Origin of the sequence: Streptomyces sp. AC1-42W, from assembly GCF_003248355.1 — a bacterium.
In the GTDB taxonomy this organism is placed as follows: domain Bacteria; phylum Actinomycetota; class Actinomycetes; order Streptomycetales; family Streptomycetaceae; genus Streptomyces.
The window spans coordinates 3455706-3471458 of the sequence record NZ_QKWY01000001.1; the positions used below are offsets into that span (position 1 = coordinate 3455706).

The following is a 15753-nucleotide window of genomic DNA, read 5'->3' on the forward strand; positions in this document are numbered from 1 at the left end:
GAACCGCCTAGCCCTCTCCAGGCCCCCGGAGGAGGCGTTCGCGTTCGGCTGCGACGATTTCGCGGGCCAGTTCCGCGTCCGTGATGTCGAAAGCCTCCGGGGCGCTGTCCGCCGTGGCGGAGACCCGGGCGAAGTCCTCGAACAGCTGGTTCTTGCGGGCCAGGATCTCGATGATGCGCTGGTCCACCCCCTCTTCGGAGAGCAGGCGGTGCACCTGCACCGAATCCAGCTGCCCCATCCTGTGGGCGCGGCCGATCGCCTGCCACTCCGTCGTCGGCTTGAGCTGGGGCTCGCAGATCACGACGACCGACGCCGCCTGGATGTTCAGGCCGACACCGCCGGCCACGATCTGCGCGACGAGGGTGGCGCCATGGGGTGCGGCGGTGAAGTCGTCGACCATTTGCTGCCGCGCCGGAGCTGGTACGGAGCCGGTCAGGGGACCGAAGACCTTCCCCGGGAGGTGGGACGCCACCGCGTCGAGGACGTCACGGAAGTAGGAGAAGACCAGCACCTTGCGCTGGTTCTCCTCCGCCTCCTGGACTATGTCGACGAGGCGCAGCATCTTCTCGGACCTGCCGCCGGCGCGCAGGGCGGCCTGGCGCATGGCCATGAAGTTGCCGTCGATGACGGCGGCCCGGTAGTACCGCTCGTCGGCGTCGGACATCGGCAACCACTCATCGATGTCGAGTCGCTCCGGGAGCTCGGTGAGGACGTCTTCCTGGTTGCGACGCAGGTAGGCCGGCGCCACCTGCTTCCGGAACTGGCGCGGAGAGAGCTCCGAGGCGTCGACCGGCAGGTCGGGCCGCAGATAGCCGATGAGATTGCGGAACTCTTCGATCCGGTTTTCGAGCGGGGTGCCGGTGAGAAGGACGGCCCGTTCGGAGCGCTCTATCAGCGCGGTGGAGCGCTGAGTCCGTTTGGCGTGCGGATTCTTGATGTAGTGCGCCTCGTCGAACACCAGGCACGCCGGTCGGGCGGGTTCGGGTATCCGGTTCTCCAGCCAGCCGAGGATGTCGTAAGTGGTGACGGCGACCCCGCCACCGCGCACCCAGGACCGCAGCGCGTCCTCGCGGGCGGGACCGTGCAGCCGGAACGCCCGCAGATCCGACTTGTCGCGGACCTCGCGGACCCAGTTGGTCACGACGGCCGCCGGGCACACCACCAGGAAGTGCGAGGCGCCCTTGGCCCGCAGATGCGTGAGCACCGCGAGGGATTCGACCGTCTTCCCCAGCCCCATCTCGTCGCCGATGACGACCTTCCGCTGCACGATCGCGAAGCGGGCGCCGAAGGACTGGTATCCGCGCAGGGACGCCTTGAGATGGGTGGTGTCGAGGGTGAGCTGCCGGACCGCCTCGACGATCTCGGCCGGCAGGTCCCCCTGGCTCTTCTCGGCGTCGTCGGCGAGGAACCCGAGCTCCGAGAGCATCGCGTAGTAGTCGGCCGGCCGCGCGAGGAAGTCGTCCCAGGGATCGCCGCCCGCAGCGCTCGACCCACCGCCGAGAGCGGCCCCGCGCCGTTCGACGGCGGCCAGCGCGGTACGCAGTTCGGCGACGGGCCGGGGCCATGGGACGAACACCACGTGGGAGGTCCGGGGCGCGAGGTTCTGGAGGAGCGGGCGTACCGCGTCGGCGGCGGCGAGGTCCGAGGTCGCGTTGCGGATCGAGCGCGCCGCGTCCCAGGCCCGCATCGCCTTGAGCAGCGCGGTGGTGGACTGCGAGCGGTTCTTGATGTCGATGCGGATCGGCATCTCGTCCATCGTGGTCTGCCAGATGGTCTGCGCGGCGCCGATCATCCGGTTGCCCGTGGTCTCCCCGACGCCGGGGAGCGACTGGATCGCCGACCGCCGGTCGAGGACCTGTTGCACGGTCCGGATTCCCGCGTCGTGCAGCGCCGTGATGCGCAGCCGGCCGTTGGTCGCGTCCTTGAGCCGTTCCACGGGCATGCCGGCGACCAGCTTGCGCACCTCCGCCTGCCGTACGGCGTCGCCGGCGGCCTCGACGGCCGATCGGAACCCGCTCTCGCGGTGCAGGGCCCGGTCGATCGCCGTGAGCGCGGTTCTGGCCGGATGCAGCTCCCGCGCCTCGACGACCTCGGCTCCGGCACCGAGGCGCGCGGCGAGGCCGACCCGCTCGTCGAGCACGTCCGAAGGACCCGGCGCCGGAGCGGCCTTCGCGTCCCACGCCGCCAGGTCTTCCAGCTCCGGGACGAGCCGGGTGCTCCCGATCTCCTTGTGGAGGGAGAGGAGCCGGGCGGCGGCTCGCTCCGCCTCCTCCTTGCGGCTCCGGCCGGAGAAGATCCGGCGGGCACCGAACAACGGCCGTACGGCGGCCAGCGCCGGGCCGGCCTCGTCGGCCAGGCGGCGGATGCCCTCCTGGCCCTCGGCGGTGATCGCCGGAAGGGCCCGGCGGTGGGCCAGAGCGGTGAGCGGACCGGCATCGGCGGGCGAGAGCTGCAGGACGCGCCACGCGGCGGCGGTCGTGGTCCCGAGCGGGACCACGCGGCCCAGCAGCTGCCCGGCGGCATCCTCCGCAGCGGCTTCGACGGGGCCCCGCCGCGCGGTGACCTGCGCCGCGAGTCCGTGCCAACCGCTGACGACGTCCACCACACCGCGCAGGTGATGACGTGCTTCTCGTTCCATTGCCCCCGCCGACTCGCATGACCTCTGGGAAGATTAGCGACCCCGGTCGGACACGTCGACGGGATCACGACATCGCCGGAACGTCCGCGTAGCGTTCGCAGGCTGCCGAGCGGAGGTTGCGCACGTGTTGCTCGAAGAGCTCAAGCCGGGTCTCCGGATAGACGGACTCCTGCCCGCCGAGGCCGTCACGCTCATCGCCGCTCAACCGCACGGCAGGGACGCGGTCGAGCTGACCTTCAAGACGGCCGCCGGCGTCCTCGACCAGCGGGTCGTCTTCCGGCGGGACCAGGACAGGCTGAGCACGGCCCGCCACCACGGCCGTGCCTTCGACGCCGACGCCGGTGACTTCAAGCTGGTCGCCGAGGCCCAGCGGATCTCACTGGCCGGCCTGTTCGATCCGATGCTGGCCGTGGCGACCAGCGACGTCACCCCGCTGCCGCACCAGATCCGCGCCGTGTACGGCGAGCTCATGCCCCGTACGCCGCTCCGCTTCCTGCTCGCCGACGATCCGGGTGCGGGGAAGACGGTGATGGCCGGGCTCTACATCAAGGAACTTCTGCTGCGCGACGACGTCCGGCGTTGCCTGGTCGTGGCGCCGGGCGGCCTGGTCGACCAGTGGCAGGACGAGCTCTTCTACAAGTTCGGCCTCCGTTTCGACCTGCTCACGCAGCAGATGGCCGACGCGCGGACGCACTCCAACGTCTTCGAGGCCCATCCGCTCCTGATCGCCCGCATGGACCAGCTCGCCCGCAACGAACACCTGCGGGCGCAGCTCGGGGAGACGGACTGGGACCTGATCGTCGTCGACGAGGCGCACCGCATGGGCGGGCACTACTTCGGCGGCAAGGTGGAGAAGACCAAGAGGTTCCAGCTCGGCGAGATGCTCGGGGAGATCACACGGCACCTGCTGCTGATGACCGCGACCCCGCACTCGGGCAAGGAGGAGGACTTCCAGCTCTTCCTCACCCTGCTGGACCGCGACAGGTTCGAGGGCAGGCAGCGGAGCACCGCCGACGTCAGCGGGATCATGCGGCGGATGATCAAGGAGGACCTGCTCACCTTCGAGGGCCGCAGGCTCTTCCCCGAGCGGGTGGCGGAAACCGTCCCCTACGAACTCACGGCCCTCGAATACGAGCTCTACGAGGACGTCACCCACTACGTCCGAGAAGGGATGAACCGCGCCGACCGCGTCGGCGGCACCCGCAAGAACACCGTCGGATTCGCCCTCACCGTCCTGCAGCGACGGCTGGCCTCCAGCCCCGAGGCGATCCACCGGAGCCTTGTCCGGCGTACCGAACGGCTGGAACGCCGGAAGCAGGAGATCCTCGACGGAACCCACCGAGGAAGCATGCCCGCCGTCGACCTCGACGCCCTCGACCACGACGACTTCGACGCCAGCGAGATCGAGGACATCGAGGAGGAACTGCTCGACGCCGCGACGGCCGCGCGGACGGTCGAGGAGCTCGATGCCGAACTCGTCGAACTGCGAACGCTGGTACGCACGTCACAGCGGGTCCGCGAAGCCGGTACGGACCGCAAATGGACCGAGCTGTGCGCCCTGCTCAGGGATCACGCCCTGGTGACGGACGCCGGGGGACGCCCGCGGAAGCTGATCGTCTTCACCGAGCACCGCGACACCCTTCGCTACCTCCGGGCCAGGATCACCGCACTGCTGGGCCGGGACGACGCGGTCCGGGCCATCCACGGCGGCGTACGCCGGTCGGAGCGCCGCCAGATCACCGAGGAATTCACCAGGAACCCCGACGTCCGGATTCTGCTGGCCACCGACGCCGCGGGCGAGGGCCTCAACCTGCAGGCCGCGCACCTGATGATCAACTACGATCTGCCCTGGAACCCCAACCGCATCGAGCAGCGCTTCGGCCGCATCCATCGCATCGGGCAGGAGGAGGTCTGCCGGCTCTGGAACCTCGTGGCCTCCAACACGCGCGAGGGCGAGGTCTTCACCCGCCTGCTGGAGAAGCTCGACCAGATGAGCGCGACATACGGTGGCAAGGTCTTCGACGTCCTGGGCGAGGCGTTCGCCGAGACCCCGCTGCGCTCCCTGCTCCTCGAAGCGATTCAGTACGGAGAGCAGCCGGCCGTCAAGGGACGCATGCGCGAGGTCATCGACAGCACGGTCGGCGACGGCCTCACCTCGCTCCTCGAAGAACGCGCGCTCGCGTCGGAGCACTTCTCGGATGCCGATCTCCGCGTGCTGCGGGACACCATGGACGACGCCGCGGCCCGACGCCTCCGGCCGCACGACATCGAGTCGACCTTCAGGAACGCCTTCGGCCGGCTCGGCGGCCGGATGACCAGGCGCGCCGAGGGCCGGTACGCCATCACCCACGTGCCGCAGCAGGTCCGGGCGGCGGGCGGCGGCCCCATCGCCACCCGGTACGAGGACGTCACCTTCGATCTCGCCAGGGTCCGGCCCGACGACCGCGCCCGCACCGATCTGCTCGCCCCCGGCCATCCGCTCCACGACGCCGTCATGGCTGAAACGGTGCGCAACTTCGGGAGCGCGCTCAACTGCGGCACGGTCCTCCTCGCGACCGGAACGGACGCCCCGCGCCTGCTGGTCGGGGTCGTCGAGGAGGTGGTCGACGGCACGGGCGATTCGGTGGCCCGGCGGTTCTCCTACGCCTACGTCGACCAGCGCGGCACCGTGACACCGGCCGGCCCCGCGCCGTACCTCGACTGTGCCGCGGCGCCCGACGGGGTGGCGGCCGACGCCGTGCGCGGGCTGCCCTGGACGGCGGACGCCGAGTCCGCGGCGACCAGCTGGATCATCGTCAACAGGCTTCCCGCGTACCTGGCAGAGGTCCGGCCCCGCCGTTCGGCCGAGCTGGCGAGGACCCGCGAGCTGGTGACCCGGCGCCTCACCGCCGAGCGCGACCGGCTGCTGCTCGACAGCGGACCGGCCGCCGAGAAGGAGCGGCGGGGGGACAAGCCCAAGGAGTCCTCCGAGAGCCTGCGCCGGAAGGCCGCCGAGCTCGACGCACGGCTCCGCAGACGTCTCGAACTGCTCGACCGGCAGCAGCAGATGTCGACCAAGCCGCCGCAGATCCTCACCGCGGCGCTGGTGCTGGGCGCCTCCGGCCTCCCCGCCCGCTTCTCATGATCCGAGCCGCGCGGGCAGCTCGGGAACAGCAGGTCCCGGTCGGGCAGTTGCACTGACCGGGGGCCCGGCTCCGGGCCCCGTTGCCCAACCGTGTCCGCTGGAGGACCTTGTGACGACTGACCGGCCGCTGACGCTCATGGCCGTGCACGCCCACCCCGACGACGAGGCCACCGGGACCGGGGGCGTGCTCGCCCGGTATGCGGCGGAAGGCATCCGCACGGTGCTGGTGACCTGTACCGACGGCGGTTGCGGTGACGGGCCCGGCGGGACGAAGCCGGGCGATCCCGGACACGACCCGGCCGCGGTCGCCCGGATGCGGCGCCAGGAGCTGGAAGCGAGTTGCGAGGTGCTGAAGATCAGCGACCTGGAGACGCTGGACTACGCCGACTCGGGGATGATGGGCTGGCCGGGCAACGACGCCCCCGGCTCCTTCTGGCGCACCCCCGTACCGGAGGCCGCCGCGCGGCTCGCGGAGCTGATGGAGCGCTACCGGCCCGATGTGGTCGTCACCTATGACGAGAACGGTTTCTACGGCCACCCCGACCACATCCAGGCCAACCGCATCACGACGGCGGCCCTGGAACTGTCCGGGCTGACGCCGAAGGTCTACTGGACGACGATGCCGCGCTCGGCGATGCGGCGGTTCGGCGAGCTGATGCGGGAGTTCGGCGAGGACATGCCGGAGCCGGACCCGGCCGAGACCGCCGCGATGGAGGAGATCGGGCTGCCCGACGAGGAGATCACCACCTGGGTGGACACCGCCGCGTACAGCGACCAGAAGTTCGACGCCCTGGCCGCGCACGCCAGTCAGGGCGAGAACATCTTCTTCCTCAAGATGGGCAAGGAGCGGTTCGGCGAGCTGATGGGCACGGAGGTGTTCGTGCGCGTCCGGGACACCACGGGTGCCGCGCTGCCCGAGAACGACCTCTTCGCCGGCCTGCGCTGATCCGCCCGCCCTGCCGGGAGCACCGCCCCGGCAGGGCGAACGGCAGGCGGACGCTCAGTGCTCGCAGAGGGAGAACTCCCGCTCGTACAGCTGCTCGTTGTGCTCGTCCACGAAGAACTTCCGCTCCCGCATCAGCTCCTCGCGGAACGCCTCGGCCTGTTCGCGGGTCATGGCCGAGGTCGCGGCCCACGGCTGCTGCGGCGGCACGTCGGAGGTCGAGACGATCGTCGTGGACGGGTCGACCAGGAAGAACGCGAGGATCTTGCGGTGGCCCGGCCGGCCGGGGTCCGCGAGGCGGAACGAGCCGACGCGGTGCTGGAGGACGTTCGGGAACGCCAGACAGCGGCCCGCGGGGGTCGAGGCCGCGCCCAGGACCTGGTTCAGCCCGTCCTCGTTCTCCAGGCCGTACACGTCACGCACGCCGTTGTCGTCGTTCTGCTCGTACTCCGGTTCGTCGAGGGCGGTACGGAAGCTCAGCCGGCTCTCCGTGATGTTCTCGCTGTCCCAGTAGTAGATGCCGGTCGAGACGATCCGCTCGTTCAGCATGCCCTCGACGTGCCAGGAGCCGCCGGCGTACTCGGGCCGCTCCGGCGTGAGGTGGATGGTGGCGAGCTTGACGATCACCTGGAGGCGCCGGCCGCGCAGGTCCACCGGGGCGAAGCCCTCCGGCTCCTCGGGCGGCGTGAAGACCGGCGCGTCGGGGATGGCCGGCCTGCGGTTCTCGTACCACTCGTCCGCGACCCTCTCCCACTCCTGTACGGCCTCGGCGTGAGCCTCCTTGTCGCTGTAGTCGTCCTCGTCCGGGTACTCGGGCTCGGCGGAGCCGTACCAGCCGTAGGGGTCGGCCTCGATGCGCGGCGGGCGCGGGCGGCGCAGATCGGTGAGCACGCTGTCCAGCAGCGGGCGCATCCGCGCGAACACGTCGGGCAGCACGGCGGCCAGTTCGGCGTGCTCCTCGGGGTGCACGTTGTTGACGTACGAACGGAAGACGGCCCCGCCGTCCTCGCGGATGTCCACATCCGTGGGCAGCCACTGGAACCGCTCCGAGAACTCGTACTTCGAGTACTGGTTCGTCGGGTTCTCCCAGGCCCGCGCGGGGCCGCCGCTGACCTCACGCACCAGGCAGAACAGCGACGGGTGCACCAGGTCGAGCACCTGGCCGTCCGATCCGGGATGCCAGTCCTTCTCGTCCTCGGGGACGTCCTCCAGCACCCGGACCGCGTCGCGCAGCCGTCCCCGCAGCCCCTCGTCGATCAACGTGTCCGACTGCCAGACCCCGTCCACGGCGGAGACCTCGATGCCGGTCCGTTCGTCCCGCAGCCGCGCGTAGTGGGCGAGTTCGGCCAGCACGTAGCGCACTTGCGCCTCGGTGAGCCCCTGGGCGAGGGCTTCGCGGGTCCAGCGGGCGACGATGTCCGCGTCGTGCATCTTCTCGAACCACCGCGGCTTCGCCCGTATGTGCGCGCTGCACTCGATCATCTCCAGCTCCCGCAGCGTCCGGGGCGTGTCGGTCGACATGGAGCGGGCGGAGCGGAACGGCAGCGGAAAGGCGGTCAGGCCAGTCAACTCTCTTGGTCCTTCCAGGCGGTGTGCGGTGGCCGGAACGATACGGGAGCCCACTGACACCGCCCGCGAGCCGGCCGGGACCGGCGCCGCCCTCACCCCACGCCCGGGCCGCCCGTCCTGCGCAGCGCGAGCAGCGTGGCGTCGTCGGTGCGGTGCGGGCCGTCCAGACGGGCGACGATCCCCTCGACGCACTCCTGGAGCCCGGCATGGCCGGGGCGCGGCGCGGACGCCCGGCAGCAGCCCTCGACCGCGTCGAGGAAGCGGCGCGTGTCCTGGTCCGGGTCGGCCGGGCGGCGCTCGGTCAGCCCGTCCGAGTACATCAGGACGATGTCGCCGGGCTCCATGGGCGTCTCCGTCGCGCGGTACGCCGTCCCCGGCATGACCCCCAGGGTGAGACCGGCGCCCCCGGCGGGTGCCGGAAGCTGGGTGGCGCGGCCGTCGCGCAGCAGGACGGGGCGGGGATGGCCGGCGCAGGTCCACCGCAGCAGGGTGCGGTCGGGGTGGTAGCGGGCGACGATCGCGGTGGCCGTGGACTCGTCGGCGTCGGCGCAGGCCACCTCGTTCAGCCACCGCGTCAGCTGCTCGACGCTCTCCGAGGTGTAGGCCAGGCCCGCCAGCGCGTACCGGAGCTTCGCCATCAGGGTGACCGCCGACAGCCCGTGGCCCCGCGCGTCGCCCAGCGCGACGAGCAGCCGCCCGTCGGGCAGGCTGCGGGCCTTGTACCAGTCGCCGCCGACCCCGGCCTCGCGGGCGTCGGGGCGGTAGACGGCCGCCGCCTCGACCCCGTAGGTGTCCAGCTCGTCCTGGAAGTGCGGCAGCACCGCGTCACGCAGGACGGCGGCCACCTCCGCGACGGCCTCGGCCCGCTCGTGCTCGCGGCGCGCGGCGCGTTCGGCGCGCCGGGCCGCCTCGCGCCGGCGCCGGTCCGTGGTGACGTCGATGAGAACCGCCCGCAGGGCCCAGGTCAGGCCGCCGGGCGTGATGCGCACGGGTTCGGCGACCATCCGGAAGGTCCGGGCCCCGCCCCGGAGGCGCAGCTCGCACTCGGCGGTGCGCTTGCGCAGGATGACGTCGTACAGCATCTGGTACAGGAAGGGCAGACTGTCCGGGGTGACGGCCTCCGCCAGGTGGAACAGGCTGGGCGCCGGGGTGTCCTCCGCCAGGCCGAGCACGTGGTGGAAGCGGCGGGACGGCTGGATACCGTCGTCGCCGAGGTTCCACTCCGCCCAGCAGGTGCGCATCAGCCGCTGGGCCGCGGCGGCCATCCGGAGCCGGCTGCCCGGTTCCCAGGTGAGCAGGAAGTGCTCCCCGCAGGGCGCGATCCGCACCTCCGCGTTGACGCGCACCGGCCCCGCGTGCGTCATCACCAGCCATTCGACGGTGTCGCTCCGTTGCGGGGTGCGCTTCCGGTGGACGTCGACCAGCAGGCCGGGAATCGTCGTGGTGGCGAGGGAGGGGAACCGCTCGTACAGCGATCCGGGCTTGTCCCACGGGGGCGTCACCCCCTCGGGCAACCGGGAGATTCCGTACGCGCGGGCCTCGGGGTTGAGTGCGAGACAGACGGCATCCTTCAGCTCCCCCTTCTCCCCGAAGACGGGGGACAGCAGGAGGGCCGGCATCGGCAGCGCGTCGATCATCTCCTGGGAGGAGGGCGGCAGGGGAGTGGCCGCGCTCGGCGCCGCCACCGGTACGTGTTCGGCCGGCCGGGGCCCGTACCGCTCGGCGTACACGGTGACGCGCCGCCGCTGGGCGTCCAGCAGGGCCAGGATCGCCCGCAGTTCCAGCCGGGCCCGCGCGTCGCCTGCGGGAGGGGGGTCGTCCACAGGCATGTCGGGCCTCTCGGTGCGGTGTACGGGCGGCGCCGGTACAGCCTCGGGCCCGGGGAGCGGCGGCGCCATCCGGGACGAGCCGGGCGGGTGGCCCGGCGCCTCCGGTGAACCCGGCCGGTGGGGCCGGGCTCCCGGTGGTGACGCCCGCATCCGGGGGCGGTCCCGGTCAGCTCGCGGCGCAGGACACCGTGGGCCAGGTCCAGGAGCCGTTGGTCCGGATGGTCACGCCCCAGTTGTTGCCGTTGCCGTTGGGCCGTGCGGTCAGGACCTGGGAGCTGGGGTAGGAGGCGCTGATGTTCCAGGTGGCGAGGACGCGCTCGGGGGCGGGGACGCGCATGGTGACCGTCCAGTCGGCGGACCCGCTCACGGAGACGTTGAGGTTGTAGCGGTCGCCCCAGCTCTGCCCGGCCGACAGGGTCGCCGTGCAGCCGCCGGTGTTGCCGCCGTCGTCGCCCCCGCCGCCGTTGTCCCCGCCGCCGTTCCCGCCGTCCGGGGCGACGGCGCGGCCGGTCTGCGGCGAGATCATGCCCGAGCACAGGCCGCGCGCGGCCAGCGACTGGGCGATGCGCGGGATGGCGGCCAGGGTGTTGGCCGGCCACTCGTGCATGAGGATGATCTGCCCGTTGGACAGGCGCGACACGGCCTGCACGATCGCGTCGGTGCTCGCCCCGTTCCAGTCCTGCGAGTCGACGTCCCAGATCACCTCGGTGAGGCCGTACTTGGCCTTCACCGCCTTCACGGTGGAGTTGGTCTCGCCGTAGGGCGGCCGGAACAGCTTCGGGGTTCCGCCGCCGGCGTTGGTGATGGCCTGCTGGGTGCGGGAGATCTCGGAGTCGACCTGCGCCTGGCTCTGCTGGGTGAGGTGCGGGTGGGTGTAGCTGTGGTTGCCGACCCACATGCCCGCGTCGACCTGGGCCCTGACCTGGTTCGGGTAGGAGGCGGCGAACTGGCCCTCGTTGAACATGGTGGCCCGCAGGCCGTTCTGCTTGAGGGCGTTGAGCAGGGCGGGGGTGTGGTCGTTGGACGGGCCGTCGTCGAAGGTCAGGCCCACGTAGCCGTTGCAGGCGGCCGCTGCCGCCGGGGCCGCGGCCGTGGCGGTCAGGCCCAGGGAACTCGCCGAGGCGAGCAGCAGGCCGGCCGCCATGGCGACGGGGCGGCGGTGGGGGCGGAGACGCATGGAGGGTCCTCCTGGTGAGGGGGCTCCGGCCGCGCCGGGGGCGGCCGGTACTGAGCACGGAGTGTTTGAGGGCCGCCGCGCACTGTCAATGGTTTCGGCAATTCTTTCGAAAGCGTCGATGTGACGTGAGGGAGGGGTTGGGAGGCATGCCCGCAGTTTGGGTGCGTGCTTGTCGATTTCCCTCGGCGCTGAAGGGGGCGGCGAAGTGATGCGCGCAGGTGTGCGGACGACCTACCGGCGAAAGTTTCGGATGCGCCGAGGCGTCCGGAAGTGATCGTCGGCGCCACCTTCTTGACAGTGAACCGTCAAATCGCTCTGATAAGTGGGAGCGCTCCCACTTCACTCGCACCGCCCCACGGTCCCCCGCCCCAGGAGGCGCACATGCCGTTTTCCCTCCCGTCGTCACCGCGCGGACTCCGGTGTCCGTCGCGCGCACCCTGGCTCGCCGCCGGGGCCGCGCTCGCGCTGGCCCTGCCCCTGCTCGCCGCCGTGCCCGCCAGCGGTTCCGCCGCCGCGTCCGGATGCGAGGTCGACTACACCGTCAACGCCTGGACCGGCGGCTACACCGCCGAGGTGAGCGTTACCAACAACGGCCCGGCGCTCAGCGACTGGCGGCTGACCTGGACGTACGAGGGCGACCAGCAGGTCACCTCCGGCTGGAACGCCACCGTCACGCAGACCGGGCACGCCGTGACCGCCGTCAACACCGCCTGGAACGGGTCCGTGGCGAGCGGGGGCACGATCGGCTTCGGAGTGCAGGGGACCGCCCGGGCGGGTGGCCCCGCGCCCACCGACTTCGCGCTCAACGGCGTCTCCTGCGGCGGCGACGGCACCCAGCCCCCGACCACGCCGCCGCCGACGACCCCGCCTCCCACCACCCCGCCCTCCGGGGAGTGCGGCGACGCCGTGATCTGCGACGACTTCGAGAACCAGACCGGCTCGGAGCCCGCCGGGAACTGGCGCTTCACCGCGCCCGACTGTCAGGGCGCGGGCACGGCCGCCGTCGACGCGGAGATCGCGCACAGCGGTACGCGTTCGCTACGGCTGGACGGGAGGGCCGGCTACTGCAACCACGCCTTCGTGGCCTCCACCGCCGACCTCTCGTCGGTGGGCCCCGTGATGTACGTACGCATGTGGGTGCGGCACACCACGGCGCTGCCGGCCGCGCACGTCACCTTCGTGTCGATGCCGGACAGCTCCCAGGGCGGCAAGGCGCTGCGGATCGGCGGCCAGAACGGGGCGCTCCAGTGGAACCGCGAGATCGACGACGCGACGCTCCCGGCGCAGAGCCCGACCGGGGTGGGGATGAGCGAGCCCCTGCCCACGGGCGGCTGGCAGTGCCTGCGGTTCGCGGTCGACACCGCGGCGCCAGGGCTCGACACCTGGCTGAACGACACGCAGGTGCCGGGGCTGCACGCCGACGGCGTACCGACACGGGATGTCGACGACCAGTGGCTCTCGCGCACGACCGCGCCCCGGCCCACCGCCCTGCGGCTGGGCTGGGAGAGCTACGGGACCGGTGACGACACCCTGTGGTTCGACGATGTGGCGGTCGGCTCCGCGCCGATCGGCTGCTGACGGACGGCCGCCCCGGCGCGCGAGGGGTGACGGGGCGGCCCGGACCGGTGCCGGCTTCACGGCGAAGCCGGCACCGGCTCCTTTCCCGCTCCCGCGGCCGGGAAGGAAAAGGCCGTGCCGTGCGTCCTTCAAGAAAGCGCAATGGTCTAGGCCAACTTATTGACGTGAATGCGTCACGACTCGATTCTGGCGGCATCTTCTCCCGTTCTCCCGACAGGAGTCTCAATGACGAAGTCAAGCCGCTTGCGTGACCGGTGGGGCGGAGGTGAAGACCCGTCCGTCACGCAGCAGGGCCCACAACACGCCGGCTCGTCGGCGGGCCAGGGCGATGACGGCCTGGACGTGTTTGCAGCCCTCGCCGCGCTTCTTGAGGTAGAAGTCCCGGTTCGGGCCTTCGCGGATGATGCTGGTCTGCGCGGACATGTAGAACACCCTGCGCAGGCGGCGGCTGTAGCGCTTGGGCCGGTGCAGGTTGCCGGTGCGGCGGCCGGAGTCGCGCGGGACGGGCACCAGTCCGGCCGCCGAGGCGAGGTGCCCGGCGTCGGCGTAGGCCGACAGGTCGCCGGCCGCGACGACGAACTCGGCCCCGAGTATCGGCCCCATGCCGGGCAGCGACTCGATGATCTCCGCCTGCGGATGGCTGCGGAACGTCTCGCGGATCTGCTTGTCGATCCGCTTCAGCCGGTCGTCCAGGGCCAGGATCTGTGCCGCCAGGTCGGCCACGATCTGCGCGGCGACATCCTCGCCGGGCAGCGCGGTCTGCTGGGCCCGGGCAGCTTCCAGCGCGGTCGCGGCGACCGCGTCGGCACCGCGCACGCTGCGGTTGGCCAGCCAGGCCGTCAGCCTCGCCCTGCCGCGGCGGCGGATCGCGGCAGGGGTCTGGTAACCCGTCAGCAGGACCAGCGCCCCCTTCTGCGAGCTGTAGTCGAAGGCCCGCTCCAGCGCGGGAAAGACGCCGGTCAGCACGTCGCGCAGACGGTTGATCATCCTTACCCGGTCGGCCACGAGGTCGGAACGGTGGGCGGTCGGCAAGGCGAGGTCGGCAGCGAGCTGGGCGGGCACGTCGATGACGGCGAAGTCGTTGCGGTGACGGGCGGTCTCGGCGATGACGTAGGCGTCGCGGGCGTCGGTCTTCGCCTCGCCCCGGTAGGCGCCCGACATGCGGTTGACCGTGCGTCCGGGCACATAGACGGCCTTCTGGCCGTGCGCCGCGAGCAGGGCCAGCAGCAGCGCGGAGGACGTCCCGGAGATATCCACCGCCCAACGGATCTGGTCCGCCAAGTCGAGGATCTCGCCCATGGCGGTCAGGATCGCCGACTCGTCGTTGTCGATCTTCTTCGACCAGAGCGTCGCGCCGGTCTCATCGACCACCGCCGCCCAGTGGTGGCCCTTCCCGGCATCGACACCGGCCCAGACCTGAGCCTTCCGCTTGCTCACTTGCCCCTCCTCGTTCCGCGCGGCATGCCGTCGGCCCGAGGAACACCCCGCTGTCATCTCCGTAATCAGCGACCGCACGAAGCGCGCACATCTCAATCAGCAGCCAGGGCGCCCCGAAGGACCGGGCGGCCACTCCTGGCAAGCCACTGAAGGCAAGACCCCATAAGCCACACCCGGCCCTCCCGGGCCACCTAACAACTTACGGAGCCCCCCATGAAGCGATTTCGCGCGCTGCTCGCCGGTGCGGCCACCGCCGCGCTGGCGACCGCAGGACTCGCGGCCTTCGCCGCGCAGCAGGCGTCGGGCGCGTCCGCCGACGCCACCGCGCTCAGCGCCCGGTGGTACGCCGCCGCGCCCTATCTGATGCCGCACGACAACAACCCGCCGGACGCCGGCTACATCATGGACGCCACCGGCCTCAAGGCGTTCCAGCTGGCCTTCATCCTGGCCCCCAATGGCGGTGGCTGCACGCCGACCTGGGACGGTACGTCGCCGGTCTCCTCGGACACCGCGGTCGCCTCCGTCATCAGCGCGATCCGCGCCAAGGGCGGCGACGTGTCGGTGTCCATCGGCGGCTACGGGGGAACGAAGCTCGGCCAGACCTGTTCCGACGCGGCCGCCACCGCCGCCGCGTACCAGCAGGTCATCACCAAGTACGAGCTGAAGGCCATCGACTTCGACCTGGAGGAGCCGGAGTACGAGAACACCGCCGCCATCGCGCGGGAGATCGGCGCCGCCAAGATCCTCCAGCAGAACAACCCCGGCCTCTACGTCTCCGTCACCACGGCGGCGACCGCGGACGGCACCGGCTGGTTCGGCAAGCAGATGCTCAACGAGGCCAAGGCGCAGGGCTTCACCCCGAACAACTTCTCCATCATGCCGTTCGACGGCGGGTTCAACGGGGCCGCGGCGCAGACGAGCGCCCTGACCAACTTCAACGCGATCCTGCGGTCCACCTTCGGCTGGGACGAGGCGACCGCGTACGCGCACGAGGGCTTCTCCGGCATGAACGGCCGCAGCGACACCGGCGAGTACTTCACCCAGGACGACTTCCAGACCGTCCTGGACTTCGCCACCACCCACCACATGGACCGCTTCACCTTCTGGTCCCTCAACCGCGACCGCCAGTGCACCCCGCCCGACAACAACGGCAAGACCTCCGGTACGTGCAGCAGCGTGCCCCAGACGGACTGGGACTTCGCCAAGTACTCGGTGAGGTTCGCCGGCGTCACCCCGCCCACCACCACTCCGCCGACCTCCCCGCCCCCGACCGGCACCTGCACCGCCACCGAGTGGAGCGCCGGCACCGTCTACACGGGCGGCGACACCGTCTCGTACGAGGGCCACACCTGGAAGGCCAAGTGGTGGACGCAGAACGAGAAGCCCGGCAGCACGGGTCAATGGGGCGTCTGGCAGGACCTCGGCCCCTGCTGACCGTCCCGTACGTACGTGCTGGTG

9 protein-coding genes are annotated in these 15753 nt (G+C 71.5%); 4 read left to right on the forward strand and 5 right to left on the reverse strand.

Annotation, left to right across the window (positions count from 1 at the left end):
• Positions 1–7: 7 nt before the first annotated feature.
• On the reverse strand, positions 8–2638 hold the full coding sequence (locus DNK56_RS15945; protein ID WP_241989900.1) for a DEAD/DEAH box helicase: 2631 nt from the start codon (positions 2636–2638) through the stop codon (positions 8–10).
• A 124-nt stretch (positions 2639–2762) separates the two neighbouring features.
• Between DNK56_RS15945 and DNK56_RS15950 the strand changes: the two genes are divergently transcribed.
• On the forward strand, positions 2763–5762 hold the full coding sequence (locus tag DNK56_RS15950; RefSeq protein ID WP_111334532.1) for a DEAD/DEAH box helicase: 3000 nt from the start codon (positions 2763–2765) through the stop codon (positions 5760–5762).
• 136 nt (positions 5763–5898) lie between these two features.
• Entirely contained in the window at positions 5899–6708 is an 810-nt protein-coding gene (locus DNK56_RS15955) for a PIG-L family deacetylase (RefSeq protein ID WP_111335866.1), read from the forward strand.
• Positions 6709–6762: 54 nt separating this feature from the next.
• On the opposite strand, the gene DNK56_RS15960 is transcribed toward DNK56_RS15955, so the two are convergent.
• The 3 genes from DNK56_RS15960 to DNK56_RS15970 form a co-directional block, all read right to left on the reverse strand.
• On the reverse strand, positions 6763–8274 hold the full coding sequence (locus DNK56_RS15960) for a DUF4246 domain-containing protein (RefSeq protein WP_111334534.1): 1512 nt from the start codon (positions 8272–8274) through the stop codon (positions 6763–6765).
• A gap of 92 nt (positions 8275–8366) precedes the next feature.
• Positions 8367–10103, reverse strand: coding sequence for a PP2C family protein-serine/threonine phosphatase (locus tag DNK56_RS15965; protein WP_111335869.1), 1737 nt, complete (start codon positions 10101–10103; stop codon positions 8367–8369).
• A 166-nt stretch (positions 10104–10269) separates the two neighbouring features.
• Positions 10270–11280 (reverse strand): polysaccharide deacetylase family protein, encoded by a 1011-nt coding sequence (locus DNK56_RS15970; RefSeq protein WP_111334536.1) that lies wholly within the window; start codon positions 11278–11280, stop codon positions 10270–10272.
• 381 nt (positions 11281–11661) lie between these two features.
• Here DNK56_RS15970 and DNK56_RS15975 point away from each other — a divergent pair, with 381 nt between their 5' ends.
• A complete protein-coding gene (locus tag DNK56_RS15975; RefSeq protein WP_111334539.1) occupies positions 11662–12858 on the forward strand; it encodes a cellulose-binding domain-containing protein in 1197 nt (398 codons plus the stop codon).
• Between the two features lie 234 nt (positions 12859–13092).
• On the opposite strand, the gene DNK56_RS15980 is transcribed toward DNK56_RS15975, so the two are convergent.
• Positions 13093–14295, reverse strand: a complete 1203-nt coding sequence (locus DNK56_RS15980) for an IS110 family transposase (RefSeq protein ID WP_111330560.1) — start codon at positions 14293–14295, stop codon at positions 13093–13095.
• A 213-nt stretch (positions 14296–14508) separates the two neighbouring features.
• On the opposite strand from DNK56_RS15980, the gene DNK56_RS15990 reads away from it, so the two are divergent.
• Positions 14509–15729, forward strand: a complete 1221-nt coding sequence (locus tag DNK56_RS15990) for a chitinase (protein WP_111334542.1) — start codon at positions 14509–14511, stop codon at positions 15727–15729.
• The last annotated feature ends 24 nt before the right edge of the window (positions 15730–15753 follow it).

Coding starts and splice junctions, on each gene's coding strand:
- DNK56_RS15945 (WP_241989900.1), bottom strand. CDS start 2,638: ATGGAACGAGAAGCACGTCATCACCTGCGCGGTGTGGTGGACGTCGTC.
- DNK56_RS15955 (WP_111335866.1), top strand. CDS start 5,899: ATGGCCGTGCACGCCCACCCCGACGACGAGGCCACCGGGACCGGGGGC.
- DNK56_RS15965 (WP_111335869.1), bottom strand. CDS start 10,103: ATGCCTGTGGACGACCCCCCTCCCGCAGGCGACGCGCGGGCCCGGCTG.
- DNK56_RS15970 (WP_111334536.1), bottom strand. CDS start 11,280: ATGCGTCTCCGCCCCCACCGCCGCCCCGTCGCCATGGCGGCCGGCCTG.
- DNK56_RS15975 (WP_111334539.1), top strand. CDS start 11,662: ATGCCGTTTTCCCTCCCGTCGTCACCGCGCGGACTCCGGTGTCCGTCG.
- DNK56_RS15990 (WP_111334542.1), top strand. CDS start 14,509: ATGAAGCGATTTCGCGCGCTGCTCGCCGGTGCGGCCACCGCCGCGCTG.